Source organism: Mucilaginibacter sp. (assembly GCF_039207105.1).
GTDB lineage: Bacteria > Bacteroidota > Bacteroidia > Sphingobacteriales > Sphingobacteriaceae > Mucilaginibacter.
Window position 1 is genome coordinate 48,130 of record NZ_JBCECK010000009.1, and the last position, 13,949, is coordinate 62,078.

Genomic DNA, 13,949 nt, shown 5'->3' on the forward strand with positions numbered 1-13,949 from the left:
GATTTCTTTTCTTCCTTTAACTGATCTTAATTTACCGGTACCAATCTTACCATCTGCGCATCCTCGGTACCTACCTGCAACGAAAATGTATCCTGCCCTTTGGCTATTTTACCAATGATAGCATCTGTCAGGAAATCCTTGATCAGGTATGCCTTATCATCAAGGCCAATATCCTTTCGGTGCCATTGTTCGCCGTATACCTTTTGCTTATCAAAATTGAACAGGGATAACAGCGGCGAAGTGCCCGGCAGGTAAAAAGCCAGCTGTTGATCAAGCGATTCGCCATCGGCAAATTTGAGCGGTGTAAATGCTTTCGGATCGCTAAAAAAAGCGCACAGATTTTTATTATTGAGATAAGTTTTTGCACGATCGGAGGCCAATTTACTCCTGAAATCGGAGCCATCGCCCAAAATGCTGCCCATTGACATTAAGGCGAACAAACGCACCTTTACTTCCTTTTCCGTCAGATCTGGATTTTTCTGGAAGTTTTTCATGATGCTCACATCCAGGTTAGTATAAGGCCAAAGCGTTCCCTGTACCCACCAGTTATGAGATCCCGTTGCCAGTGAGGCCTCTGTACTACCGTAATGCGGGAAACCTTTTTGGTCGTCGCGCAGGTGCGAGTAAACATCGGTAGAGATAAAACGGGTATGCGCGTACTGGCTCGGGAACATAGGCGATATAGCCTGAGTAATAAAAATATCTTTCCCCAGGATAGAATCGGCCAGGGTACGCAGCATTTTCATGCCGTAGTTATAAGCTTGCAGGCCAGATCTGATCTCGGGATTATAACGCCGGGTTGATTCCAGCGCACCGGCTGTCAGGAAATCTATTTTCAAAAATTTAGCCTCAATAGCTTTGGCTTTCTCTAATTGATTAATAACATACAAACGCACTGCCGGGTGGGTGGGGTCCATCGCAAAAGCACCCCAATCACCATCTTTATAAGCAATCGGCTGGCCGTTCTTATCGTGCAACAGCACATCTCCTATCGGATAATCTGAGCCGGCAATTTTGGTATTGTTCACATTGTTTTTCCAGGTCCACATGGCAAAGGGAATAAAATAGAACCCCATTTGCTGGTTTTTCTTTTTAGCGTACCGACCTAAAGATGCCAGCATCTCGGTGTTGTAAATATTCTGATCATAAGAGTCGATACTCAGCACCGGTTTGCTGTACTTATTGAAATTATCAAGCGTTTGAATAAAATCAACGATTTTTAATACACCTGGGGGCATCATTACTTTCTCGTAACCCAACACACCCTCAACGCCAAAGCTGTTCCAGTAAACGGGAGCAGTTCCTTTCCAGTCAGAACGACCGTTGAACAATACGTTCGCATTACCATAATCAACAAAGGCTTTGCGCACATCAGCAGAGCCGCATAAGTATATGACCGACGAGCTGATCACTTTACCTTTCATAGTGCCATGAGGCGCCTGGTCATGTGTTCCATCTTGTCCTCCGTAATCATGAGGGAGCGACGGGTCATCTGCCGTTGCCGCGCCGTCATATATCTTTAAGGAGTCAATGATGCCCGTTTGCTTTCCGGCATGGTAAACAATCCCCGTTTTCCAGAAATCATGGGATAAGCTACCCATCACCAACCCGGAATTTTTGGCGTTGTCATAAATGGCTGCGTACTCATAGCCTATCCCACTGAATGCCGGTTTGCCGTTTCCCTCCCATTTGCGTTCCAGCACATTAACCCAATCGTCATTATCAAAGGGCACGTCCAAAAACCGTGGTTCTGCACCAGGCTGTATGAGGTTCGCTTTTTGTGACGGCAGTACAGCTAAAGCGCAAACATCGCGAGACTCCAAGGGTGCGGTTCCCAGCGCTTCCAGATTGGTCAATAAATAAGCATGATTTTGATAAAGAGTGATTTGTTGTACCAGCGTAATCCCTTTACTATTGCCTGAGTGTTTGATCACTATGCGCACACCTTTTCCAAAGCTATTATCAAACGCGTCTGTCGCGGCCTGATGTACCGAGCAATCTGCGGTTGACAGGTAACCGGCATTCAATTCGTTGATATAAGCGATGGTATTATTCAACATAACACCATTAGTAAAGCGATAGGAAACATGGCCACTTTTAAAATTAACGGTCACGGAAGATGTGGCGGTGCTCACCACCAAACTATCATTGCTTTTGGTTACCTGTTGTGCATTAGAAGAGCATACCGGTAAAAGTGCAATAATGAAACTAACACGAAGCAAACGGGCAATCAGGTTCATATATTCTTTATTAATATCCCGGGTTTTGACTATTCAGGTTCAGCGCCTGATTGTTTTGTAATTCACTCAATGGTATAGGGTACAGGTTGTTTTTCTGCGTTACGTTCTGGGCCGGGTGCGGATCGGTGGTTGAATTGTTTAACTTCATAAAATCAGCTTTCGGGTTATTGTATCTCATTACCCGTTGCACCAGCGTATTGGTTCTTTTCAAATCAAACCAGCGCCAGCCTTCGGCACCTAATTCCCTGCTGCGTTCGTTCAATAACTCGTTGCGCATAGCGGTTTGATCTGGTACACCACCAAGCGCTGTTTCCAGGTTTGATAAACCGGCCCTGTTGCGGACTTTGTTAAGCGGTACCAGCGCCGCGCTTGTTTGGTTCAGTTCGTTCAATACCTCGGCATACATCAGGAACACATCGGCCGAGCGCAGTACGTACAGGTTTTTACCCGAAGTATAGGCATCAACATCGGCATTTGAAATATCATATTTCTTAACAGTTGGCAATCCCGGGTCAATCCACCAACCCATTGTGGCGCCGTTGCTGTCGTAACGGTCATGATTAATAGATGCTAAATATCGTTTATCCGTAGTTTTGTTAAATACACTATCTGAGTAAAAAGAGGTAGCCATTACCACAGTACCGCCATAGCCCGGTGTGTGCTTATCAAAAGTTTCTCCGGCTATAGGGGCACCCGCATAAGAGCCAAACAAATTTTGTAAGCTTTGAGAGTTTCCGGCATCAGTTGCATACTGGATCTCAAAAAGCGATTCGGCATTGTTTTCATGCTTGCCGTCAAATAGGTCGGCATAATTGGTTAGCAGGGTTGGATTACCTGTTTGTATCAAATCCTCTAACGTAGTTTTGGCATTTTGATAGTCGTGCTGTGTTAAATACACTTTACCCAGCAAAGCTTTGGCAGCCTCAACGCTTGCCCTGCCCGGATCAGGATTTTTACTTTTGATCCAGCAGTTGGCTATCGCGAATTTCAGATCGGCGATAACCTGCTCATAAATTTTGGACTGAGGAGAACGCGGTACGCCGTTAGAAACCGACATATTTTCTAAACGCAACGGAATATCACCAAAAAGCTGTACTAACTGAAAGTAAAATAACGCACGCATAAAATGAGCTTCGCCCAACAAACGCTGCTGTATGGTGGCATCAGAAAAGCTCTTGATCTCAGGGATGTATTGTATGGCATTATTTGCGTTCACGATACCTTGATAACTAACAGTCCAATAGCCCTTAATATCGGCATTTTGGCTATTAAATTGTATATCATAAACATCAAGCCCGGTTACACCCGCCCAATAAGCACCATAACCCTGGCTTTGGTAGGTGCACCGTGCCTCATCGGTACCAATAATACCTATTAAAGCGTAATCTGATTGTTTAAGAATTTGTAACTGACGGTAAATACCGGTTACACCGGCAGTAGCGCCAGCCTGGTCTTTATATACCTGCTGGGCCGAAAGAAAAACCTCCGGTGTATAGTCAAGTTGCTTTCTGCAGCTTCCCAGCGCCAGCGCCACCAGCATAAAGGCAACTGCCCGGAATATTTTGAGTTTATTGATGAATTGCATATTCAATATTTTTGATTGTTATAAACCTAATTTTACGCCAAACAGGAAGGTTCTGTATCTTGGGTATGTTTCGTTAACACCGTAGCTGCCTGCAACATCCGGGTCAAGGCCTTTATATTTAGAAAAAAGGAAGGGCTCAATGGCCTGTACATACACATTCAGGCTTCTGACGTTGATATGCTGCAGCAATTTGGATGGAAAATCATACCCGAGGGTAATATTCTTGATGCGTACGTATGACGCGTTCTGTATAGAATAACTTGAACCTCCGCTGCCATCCTGATTGGGGCCGGGACCTGCGGGCAGGGTTTTTAACGACGTTCCGAACGAGTTAGGCCTCGGGATGTTGGTGTTAGTATTGGTTGGTGTCCAGTAATTACCCCCTGCCTGGGTCACGTTACCTGTGTTGCCGTATGTGGCGTTATAATAAGTGAGGTTGGTATAAGTAAGGTTATTCAGTTGCTGGCCGTATTCGTAGGTGGTGAAAACCGTCATCGAGAAGGCATCGCACCTGAAATAGTTCCAGAAACCGCCCCAGCCTTTCGGGATACTGGAGCCTACCACAACCTGATCCAGCGGGGTAATTTTACCATCTCCGTTCACATCTTTTATTTTGATGTCACCTGGTTTGCCATTAGGGTTAAGGGTAAAATCATCGCCTTTTTGATACAGGCCATTATATACATAATTGGCAAATGTTCCACTTGGTGGCAGGCCCACCCTTAAGGTAAGACCTATAGAATCGCGTCCCGGGAAAAGTTTGGTGATCCGGCTCTGGTATTTTGACCAGTTAAGTGAGGTTTGCCAGGTAAAGTGCTTATTCTGAACCGGGGTTACCTTTAAGGTAAGATCGATGCCCTTAGTGTTCATGGCAGCTACGTTGATCTGCTCGTTATCAAAGCCTGATGATGGCGCAAGAGTGAATGGTAACAACAGGCTGCTGATATCTTTGTTATACACATCGGCAGAGAATTGTACCTTATTACTGAACAGTGCTATATCCGCACCAATATTAGTTTGGTGCTGGCGCTCCCATTGCAGATCGGGGTTGCCCGCTGTGCCGCCAACCTGGTAGCCGCTGGTGCTGGATGTGCCATTAAACGGATATTGCGACTGGTTATAACGGGTATATATGGCATCGTAAGGCAGGTTTTGGTTACCGATAAGTCCGTAGCTGGCACGCAACTTCAAGTCGTTTACTACACTGCGGAATTTTGCGCCGATAAAAGGCTCATCAATGATTCTCCAGGCACCGCTCACCGAAGGGAAGAAACCAAATTTGCTGTTCGGTCCAAAACGTGAAGAACCATCCTGACGTGCTGTTGCGTTAAGGATATAGCGGCCTTTGTATTTATAAATAGCCCTGGCCAGCAATGAGCGTACAGACCAGCCATCGTAATTAGAGTTATCCTGAGTTTTGATACCCGCGCTACCTATGTTTTTATAGGTAAGTAAGTCGGTCGGGAACTGTGTACCCTGCATATCCATAGCCACGTTCTGATGGCGCTCATAACTAAACCCACCTAACAGGTTCAATTCATGATCTTTGGTAACCAGGTTGTAGGTAGCTGTATTTTCCCAAAGTATATCGGTTGATTTGTAGTTGTATATCTCGGCCTGGCCATTTGAAGAAAAGCCTTCGCCGGTGTTACGCGGGTAGTAAGTATCTGTTTCTCCGTTGTAAATATCGGCCCCGATGCTTGAACGCAAGGTCAGGCTCTTAACCGGTGTAACTTCCAGGAAAACATTGCCAATAGTTCTGGTAGTACTGTTATTATGAACCGAGTACAATGCCGAAGTTAAAGGGTTACGGATGGTGAGCGTTCCGGTGGTTTGATCGGTGATCACCAGTGGCTGACCATCAGCACCGTAAATTGGCATCAGCGGACTTTGCGTAAGCGCCTGCTGATACTCTGACGGGCTTGGGCTCTGCGTTCTATCATAAGTAATATTTGCGCTTCCGCCCAATTTGATGATGTTTGACAGGGTAGATTCTTCGCTGAAATAAGCATTGTATTTTTTATATCCGGTATTAATCAGTATACCACTCTGGTTTAAGTAATTACCGCTAAAATACACCCTGTTTTTTGCTGTACCGTTAGATACGGACAACGAGTAATTTTGGGTAGGTGCATTCTGGTTCATGATGGCCTTTTGCCAATCATAAGTTTTGTAACCATTATTGATGCTTTCCAGCTCATAACTATTAAATACTTTTTTGATGGAATCTGGTGGAAACATACCGGGATCGGCATCAAAAAAGGCGTCTTGTTTGAGTTTGGCATATTGCTGACCATTCAGCATTTTATAAACTGATACCGGTTTTTGCACACCGAAATAGGCATTGAAATCAATGGTAGATACACCTGCCTTAGCTTTTTTGGTGGTAACGATGATTACACCGTTAGCAGCCCTTGAGCCGTAAATACCGGCAGCAGCCGCATCCTTTAAAACTTCGATAGATTCAATATCGTTCGGGTTGATAGAACGGATATCGCCAACCAGCGCCACACCATCAACAACGAACAGAGGACCCTCACTTTGCGTGATGGAATTTAACCCGCGGGTATTAACTACCGAACCGGAACCAGGTGCATAACCTGTACCATGCACCTCCAAACCAGGTACCCGAGAAGCTAAAGCGCTGGCGAGGTTGGTTATTGGAAGCTCCCCTATTTCTTTGGATGATATGGTTGATACCGAACTGGTAAGGTCGGTACGTTTTTCTTTACCATAGCCAATAACTACCACTTCGTTCAGGTCGGTGCTTCCACGTTCCATACTGATCACCAATTCGGTTTCGCTACCGGTTATAGTAACGTTTTTAGGTTTATAACCACCATATGTGGCCGTTAGCACTGAACCAACGGTGGCATTGATGCTGAATTTTCCATCAACATCAGCAGCCGCGCGGGCTTTAATAGTTCCGCCGCTTTTCACCGTAATAGTTGCCAGCGGCAGCGATTGGTGTGAAACCGCATCTTTTACAACCCCTTTCACCTGCTTTTGCTGGGCAAGTGCCTGGGCCATAAATGTTAGCGGTATAATTAATGATAGTAACAGTTTTCTCATTTTTATAGTTGGTTTAATTATACTTCTGGTTATTTTTTCCTGAATGCTTTCCGCAGCGAGGTGTCAAGGTTATACTTATAAATAGACTATATTCTTAAATTAAGACCATAGTTTATTGAGTACATCTATCAAATTCCGGCATTATTAAAATGCCCTGATTTTAAAATTTTGATAATTCTCAGTTTAGTAATTTCCTATATTTACCCACAAGGCATTCAGTTTTTAATAATTTATGATCGGCGTGAATTGGTTGTCGTAAAATTTCAAGATTTCCGGTTCATAAAAAATGGTTTATTTTATGGAAATGATGGATTATTTTCTGATTGTTAGATTTTAGAAAACATGAAAGATAAAGGCTTAAGGAAAAGAGAGGGCTTTGAAGGACAAAAACTTATTGTACTGCCCAAAAAGGTTATTGCCGATTTTTTGACCAAAGATCCCGTAACACGGCAGATCTACATTACCGACATTGGCTATTACCCCAAAGCGGCTTTTCATTACGCGGAAAGGCCCGCTGGCATCAGCCAATATATTATCATTTATTGTACTGAAGGCACAGGCTGGCTCGAGATCAATAAACGTAAGATAACTGTAGTTCCATCTGAGTTTATCATTATACCCGCAAACGTACCCCACAGGTATGGAGCCGGGAACGATAAACCCTGGACCATTTACTGGGTGCATTTTAAAGGCGAGCTTTCGGCCTATATTTCTGAACTTATTTTGAATAATTCGGATGGATACAAACCCAACCTGTCATACAGCGATCACCGGATCCGGTTGTTTGATAATATTTATAAAAACCTGGAGCGGGGCTACAGTACGGATGTACTACGGTATGTGAATATGATATTTTCACACTTTTTATCCTCGCTCATATATGAAGAAAAGTTTAATGATACCGCACCGCAGCGGGAGAAAAACGTGGTATCATCAAGCATACGTCTGATGCAGGAAAAGGTTGATGAAGTGATAAAACTAAGCGATTTTGCCAAAGCTTCCAATTTATCTGTCTCCCATTTTTCGGCCATTTTCAAAGCCGAAACCGGCTATTCGCCTATTGAGTATTTTAACCATTTAAAAATCCAGAAGTCGTGCCAGTTCCTGTCCTTCACCCAAATGCCGGTAAAGGAAATAGCGCTGAGTTTGGGCATTACCGATCAGTACTATTTCTCGCGCATATTTACCCGGCTGATGGGCTTATCGCCTTCTAATTATCGTAAGAAAAACAATGCCGGCACCTGATGTTTCAAAACAACATCGCCCAAATAACCTACTGAGCTTTTTTGCTTTCAATACGCTTCCTGATACGGCTTAATGAAGGATTGGTAATACCCAAATAAGACGAGATATGGTATGCGGGTATACGGTTAACAATATCCGGATGTGCTTCCAGCAACCTGATATAACGTTGTTCATGCGAGAAAAATATAAATTCTTCGGTACGTGTTTGCGCAGCGAAAAAAAACGTCTCGGCCAGCAGCCTGCCAAATTTTCCCCAGTTGGGATGGGTTTCATAAAGGCTATTCAGATCCTGATATGAGATGAAAAAGATTTCTGAATCTTCCATCGCCTCAATGAAATACCAGCAGGCGTTGCGTGATACAAAGCTTCTGAACGAAACGACAAACTGATTCTCTGAGAAAAAGAATATGTTCTTATCTTCTTTGGTTTCAGGATCACGATAATATATCCGGAATATGCCTTTAACAATTAAGCCGAGATCATTGCAAACCATGCTTTGCATATTAAAAAAATCTCCTTTATTCATTTTCCGCGCTTTCCAAAATGGTTGGCTATCGTTAATATCTTTATCGTTCAGCGGGGCAAAACTCTTAAGATACTCAAATACAATATTGCTACTCTCGGCCATTTGATCATCAATTAATTATACAATAATTATAAACATACAGTTCAAACTTGGTAAAGTTCGGCATTAACGATATGCTAAATTTTAACTTAAGTTAAAAGGAAGTGTTTAATAATCATATTTTTTTTATGAGCCATACTAATGCAATTGAAATGTAATCTTCATTTGCATTTTAACTTAAGTTAAAAACCTATCAACCAATACCTCAGACCTTTGGATTAACAAAAGCAACAAAATCATGACATCAACATCAAGCACTCAACTTTACGCATCAGTAAACGAACAAGCCGTTGAAACTGCCACATCATTACGCAAACTATATTTCATACGCGCCACATTTTCTGTAGCCTGGGTTATTCTTATCGCGCTCCTTTCAAAAACATCTATAACCATTGCCACTGTTTTGCTCATCATTTACCCGGCCTGGGATGTAGTGGGCACTTTCCTGGACATTCGTGCTAATAAAAACAGCTCTTCTAAAACACCTCAATATGTAAATGCTGTAATTAGCGGCATCACTACCATAGCGGTAGGCTTCGCTTTACAGCAAGGCGTTCCTGAGGCTTTGATAGTTTTTGGTATCTGGGCAATTGGAACTGGGCTAATTCAATTAATATTAGGGTTACGCCGCCGGAAAACTTTAGGCGGGCAATGGCCTATGATCATCAGTGGAGCCCAATCCGTATTAGGAGGAAGTTCTTTTATCATTTTGGCGCACGACCCTACCAAGGGAATTACAAGCCTGGCAGGATATGCCGCTTTTGGTGCCTTTTATTACCTGCTTGCAGCATTTCGCCTGTCCAAAACAATTAATCAAGCTGTTAAGGCCTAATATTTCTAACTCAATAGTTCTATAAAACACAAAGCCCTGCTTTTTCGCGGGGCTTTGTGTTAATGGTTCTAAACAGCGTAGATTAGCCATTGATACGTTTTACACGATACATCTGAAAGATTAACGAGCTAATAATCAATGCTAAACCGCAATAAAATCCCATTGTAAACTCGCGACCTTCCTTAAAAATAACAACCGCCAATAATATGGTATAAAGAGGCTCCAGATTAAAGGTAAGGCTTACGGTAAATGACGGAATTTTCTTGAGCGCGTTGTTGATCAGAAAATAAAGCAACACCGTGCAAAAAGCTGCCAGCACCACCAGCCAACCCAGATTGGCCTCAGATGGCAGCAGCGAGCTGAGCGGTGATCCCCAAAGTACCAAAGGTAACAACACCGTTAAACCAATGCAGCCCCCGCTCATTTGCCAAAGCATAAAAGTAGCGCTATCATAGTCTTTCACAATACGCTCGCTGTATAACGTATATAAAGCCGAAAACATAGAAGAGAATACACCAAGCACAATACCTGTCCGGTAACTGGCATCCATTCCAAAAATTAAACCGATGCCGCAAAGCGTGAGGCTGCTCAGTAAAAGTTCCTGAACAGATAGTTTGCGCTTGTTGATGACCGGGCCAAGTATGGCATTAAAAAAGCTGCTCAGCGCAAAACATACCACACCTACAGAAACGTTGGAGTATTTGATACTCCCGTAAAATAATATCCAGTGGATACCCAGCAAAAGGCCGGTAAAGCTGATCTTCAATTTTGATGACCTTTCAATCGGTACAAATTTGCCTTTGAAGGCAAAAAAGAACAACATGATAATTGCCGAAAAAAATAACCGGTACCAGCTGATCAGCGCCGCGTTTAAGGTAATCAATTTACCGAATATACCGGTGAAGCCCGCCAAAACCAAGGCGGTATGTAGTTTAATATATGCTTGTTTCATTTTTAAAAGCTGTAAAATAAGGATACAGACACGCGTTTCCGTAGAACACAGAGCGCTTGTGCCATTGAATTATAGTTAAGCTATAAAAAATGAAACTGGAGGAGAAAGTAAACCAACGTTAAGCATAGTAAAACAAAACTATAATAATTTATTTAAGTTCTGTAGTTTTTAGGTGATTATATGGCCGGATTTGCTTATTCGGTCTTGAATTGCGGGTGCTGCACGATCTGTGCAGCCATGCTCGACAGATCCTGACCGGTGAAAGCACCTGGCCCGTCAAATTCAAAGTGATGCTCGCTATGGATGGTAATTATGCCGAGCAGCCCATCTGTAGGCACATCTACTGAGCGAGCCTGTTCGCGGTCAAGCCAGTCTTCTGCCTTATCAGCAGCAAATATCTTGAAGGTATTTGTTTTTTCCTGCGGCTCAAACCTTAACAATTGCTGGCTTTGGCCAACTCTTATCTCAAATGCTTTCATAATTATATTTTATAATTCGGTACATTTTCATCATGAACAGGTATGCCTCATAATGGTTTGAACAAATTACTATATTATTTTTAGCCTTATTAACCCAGCTTTTGTCGCAGCCATTTCCGAACAGGTTCATCGTACCATTTCAAAGCAACATACGCCAGCAAAACAGCGCCAATTAAAATAGCCAGGGCATAAGGCCATGCCTGTACAATAGTGACACCTTTATGATTGCTGATCCAGGCCACATAAAAATAAACCAGCGGGTAATGCACCAGGTAAAGCGGATAAGATATATCGCCCAGAAACTTACATATCCTGTTCTCTCTTTGGCTATGAATCTCACCGCTGGCACCAAGGTAAACAATAAGCGGAAAAACAATGATAATGCAAACCGACTCATATATCCCGTTCATCCAAAGGTGATCAGCACCGCCAATGCGCGGCATATATAATACCACCGCTATTAAAACACTGCACCATAAAAATGCCTGCCTGATGCGGGCAGGCTTAATCATCCGCGAAAGTAACAGGCCGGCAAAAAATGGGTATATGGTACGGGTAATACCCACGCGCACCTGCTCCACGTTAAATGTCCAGCCTCCGCTTACATCCCCATTGGTGATAGCCAATTGTGCCAATGCTATAGCCGAAATACATACCAAAATCGCTAATGCGGTTTTTGAAAATTTCCGTATCCAGACCGCGTAAAGAATGTTGGCGATGTATTCAAAAAATAAGGACCATCCTACGCTGTTTAGCGGATGCATCTCCTGCCAGCCGCGTATATCCATCGAAAGCGGTATCGGCAGAATGGTGTAACCGATCAGCAAAACCAGCAGCATTTTCCATAAGGGTACGGTATGAATGAGCGGCCAGATGGTTGAATCTGTGTAGTAAAAACCTATGGCACCCAAGGTCATGCCCAGAACTACGAGGGGTTGCAGGCGCTCGATACGGCGTTTAAAAAAAGTGCCGACGGTCATTTTATCCCAACGGTCGTCATAAGCATAGCCGATCACAAAACCCGACAGCAGGAAAAAGAAATCAACAGCGAGATACCCGTGATTAACTATAATATCCAGATGGCCGGTGCCCAGTGGCTCAGTCAGATGAAAGGTAACTACAATGATAGCCGCTACACCACGTAAACCATCCAATATGGGGTAATGCGGCTTGGTAATCAGTTTATTATTATCCATGTACAAGGTTAAAATTGGTTGGTATTCATGGATAATGTATAATTGATATTTATCCAAACCGCAAAAATAAGTAAAAGTGTTTTCCGGATATCTTCATATTGTATCAAAGCCTGTGCATATCGTCTCATACTTATATGTTTTTGCAAGCAATTAGTAATTAACCTGATGGAGACCACAGACTAAACAAAAAATAATTGCAATAAATTTGCGCAACTCAAAAGTTGCATATATATTTGCAACCTGCAGGTTGCTTAATTAGAAACAGATAGATGAAACAAGATATATTCCAGGCCATATCCGACCCAACACGCAGGGCTATTTTAGCTTTAATAGCTACTCAGGCCTTAACGCCAAATGCAATGGCTCATCAATTTGATATGAGCCGGCAGGCCGTATCCAAACACATTAAAGTTTTACACGAATGTGAATTGATTAAACCCGAACAATTGGGCAGAGAAATTTATTATCATTTTAATGCGAGGAAAATGCAGGAATTTGATAATTGGTTAGCCCAATTCAGAAAAACCTGGGAAACTCAATTTAATCAGCTGGATCAGGTATTATTAACCATGAAAAAAAATAAAAAATGAACAACCATCTGCTATTTGATTTTACCGTTGACAAGGCAGCGAAAACGGTATTCATAACAAGGGAATTTGACGCGGAACTTGATTTGGTATGGGATGCTTTTACCAAAGCGGAAATATTGGACCAATGGGGAGCACCTGCACCCATGCGCTGCCAAACCAAATACATGAATTTTGAAGTTGGGGGACGAAGATTTTACGCCATGATTGGCCCCGACGGTCAGGAGCGTTGGTCAGTGCAGGAATTTACTTCCATCACGCCAAAAACCAATTTTAAAATGTACAATGCATTTGCTGATAAAGACCAAAATCGCGAATTGCCCGGTTCTGAATGGGATTACAATTTCAGCGAACAAAATGGTATAACCACAGTGAGCATTACCATTTTTAATGAATCGTTTGAACGGATGGAGAAATTACTGGAAGGCTTCAGAATAGGATTTACCATGACGTTAACAAATCTGGAAAACCTGTTGGTAACACTGTCGCAGAAATGATAACAAAACAAAACTTAACCATATAAAAATAAACACAATGAGAGCAATTAATCCCTGGATCAACTTTAATGGAAATGCCGAAGAAGCATTCACCTTTTACAAATCAGTTTTTGGCGGAGAATTCAAAAAGATCATTCGTTTCAAAGACCTGTCAAGTGCCGAATTCCCGGTAGCAGAAAATGATGCCAACAAGATCATGTGCATTGCCCTGCCTATTGGCAAAAACAATGTATTGTTAGCCAATGACGTTCCCGAATTTATGGGGCGAACAAACGAAAACGAAAACAGATCAAAAATTGCGGTTAGCGCTGAAAGCCGTGAAGAAGCAGACAAAATATTTAACGGACTATCGGCAGGTGGAAATGTTGAAGGACCTATTGGCGACGGCCCCTGGGGTACATACGCCGGAATGTTCAGGGACAAATACGGTATTGAGTGGATCGTGGAATTTGACCCGAGCTTATAACGGTAGCATTTAATCAAAGGATTTACGACCGCACCCAGTTGTCCGAAGTATTTTACTTCGGAAGCCTATATCTGTAGTCTCTGACTACAATAATCAAAAATTCAAAGCATAAAAAAAGCCCTGCAGACGTGCGGGGCTTGTGCTAAAATATCGAACGTGTTTTAATGATTTAA

The 13,949-nt window shown here is 42.8% G+C and carries 12 protein-coding genes; 5 read left to right on the forward strand and 7 right to left on the reverse strand.

Annotation, left to right across the window (positions count from 1 at the left end):
- Positions 1-26: 26 nt before the first annotated feature.
- The 3 genes from AAGC65_RS03390 to AAGC65_RS03400 are packed head-to-tail and all read right to left on the reverse strand — an operon-like array spanning position 27 to position 6,897.
- Positions 27-2,240 carry a hypothetical protein gene (locus AAGC65_RS03390; RefSeq protein WP_343110999.1) on the reverse strand — a complete coding sequence of 738 codons (2,214 nt, stop codon included), beginning with the start codon at positions 2,238-2,240 and terminating at the stop codon, positions 27-29.
- A 10-nt stretch (positions 2,241-2,250) separates the two neighbouring features.
- On the reverse strand, positions 2,251-3,825 hold the full coding sequence (locus AAGC65_RS03395; RefSeq protein WP_343111000.1) for a RagB/SusD family nutrient uptake outer membrane protein: 1,575 nt from the start codon (positions 3,823-3,825) through the stop codon (positions 2,251-2,253).
- Between the two features lie 18 nt (positions 3,826-3,843).
- The gene (locus tag AAGC65_RS03400) at positions 3,844-6,897 is read right to left on the reverse strand and encodes a TonB-dependent receptor (protein ID WP_343111001.1); all 3,054 of its coding nucleotides are present in this window, start codon (positions 6,895-6,897) and stop codon (positions 3,844-3,846) included.
- A gap of 342 nt (positions 6,898-7,239) precedes the next feature.
- On the opposite strand from AAGC65_RS03400, the gene AAGC65_RS03405 reads away from it, so the two are divergent.
- Positions 7,240-8,142 (forward strand): helix-turn-helix domain-containing protein, encoded by a 903-nt coding sequence (locus AAGC65_RS03405; protein ID WP_343111002.1) that lies wholly within the window; start codon positions 7,240-7,242, stop codon positions 8,140-8,142.
- Positions 8,143-8,170: 28 nt separating this feature from the next.
- Here AAGC65_RS03405 and AAGC65_RS03410 read toward each other — a convergent pair whose 3' ends face one another.
- Complete coding sequence (locus tag AAGC65_RS03410; protein WP_343111003.1) at positions 8,171-8,770, reverse strand: Crp/Fnr family transcriptional regulator; 600 nt, start codon at positions 8,768-8,770, stop codon at positions 8,171-8,173.
- A gap of 235 nt (positions 8,771-9,005) precedes the next feature.
- On the opposite strand from AAGC65_RS03410, the gene AAGC65_RS03415 reads away from it, so the two are divergent.
- Positions 9,006-9,599 (forward strand): hypothetical protein, encoded by a 594-nt coding sequence (locus AAGC65_RS03415; protein ID WP_343111004.1) that lies wholly within the window; start codon positions 9,006-9,008, stop codon positions 9,597-9,599.
- 82 nt (positions 9,600-9,681) lie between these two features.
- Here AAGC65_RS03415 and AAGC65_RS03420 read toward each other — a convergent pair whose 3' ends face one another.
- The 3 genes from AAGC65_RS03420 to AAGC65_RS03430 form a co-directional block, all read right to left on the reverse strand.
- Positions 9,682-10,551, reverse strand: a complete 870-nt coding sequence (locus AAGC65_RS03420; protein ID WP_343111005.1) for an EamA family transporter — start codon at positions 10,549-10,551, stop codon at positions 9,682-9,684.
- Positions 10,552-10,745: 194 nt separating this feature from the next.
- Positions 10,746-11,030: a hypothetical protein gene (locus tag AAGC65_RS03425; RefSeq protein WP_343111006.1), complete on the reverse strand. Its 285-nt coding sequence runs from the start codon at positions 11,028-11,030 to the stop codon at positions 10,746-10,748.
- 89 nt (positions 11,031-11,119) lie between these two features.
- The gene (locus tag AAGC65_RS03430) at positions 11,120-12,226 is read right to left on the reverse strand and encodes an acyltransferase (RefSeq protein WP_343111007.1); all 1,107 of its coding nucleotides are present in this window, start codon (positions 12,224-12,226) and stop codon (positions 11,120-11,122) included.
- Between the two features lie 269 nt (positions 12,227-12,495).
- Here AAGC65_RS03430 and AAGC65_RS03435 point away from each other — a divergent pair, with 269 nt between their 5' ends.
- Genes AAGC65_RS03435 through AAGC65_RS03445 form a run of 3 tightly spaced genes read left to right on the forward strand, consistent with a single transcriptional unit; the run spans position 12,496 to position 13,776 of the window.
- Positions 12,496-12,816, forward strand: a complete 321-nt coding sequence (locus AAGC65_RS03435) for a metalloregulator ArsR/SmtB family transcription factor (protein ID WP_343111008.1) — start codon at positions 12,496-12,498, stop codon at positions 12,814-12,816.
- Complete coding sequence (locus AAGC65_RS03440; protein ID WP_343111009.1) at positions 12,813-13,310, forward strand: SRPBCC domain-containing protein; 498 nt, start codon at positions 12,813-12,815, stop codon at positions 13,308-13,310. Before AAGC65_RS03435 ends, AAGC65_RS03440 begins: the two co-directional genes overlap by 4 nt.
- A gap of 37 nt (positions 13,311-13,347) precedes the next feature.
- Positions 13,348-13,776, forward strand: a complete 429-nt coding sequence (locus AAGC65_RS03445; protein ID WP_343111010.1) for a VOC family protein — start codon at positions 13,348-13,350, stop codon at positions 13,774-13,776.
- Positions 13,777-13,949: the final 173 nt, after the last annotated feature.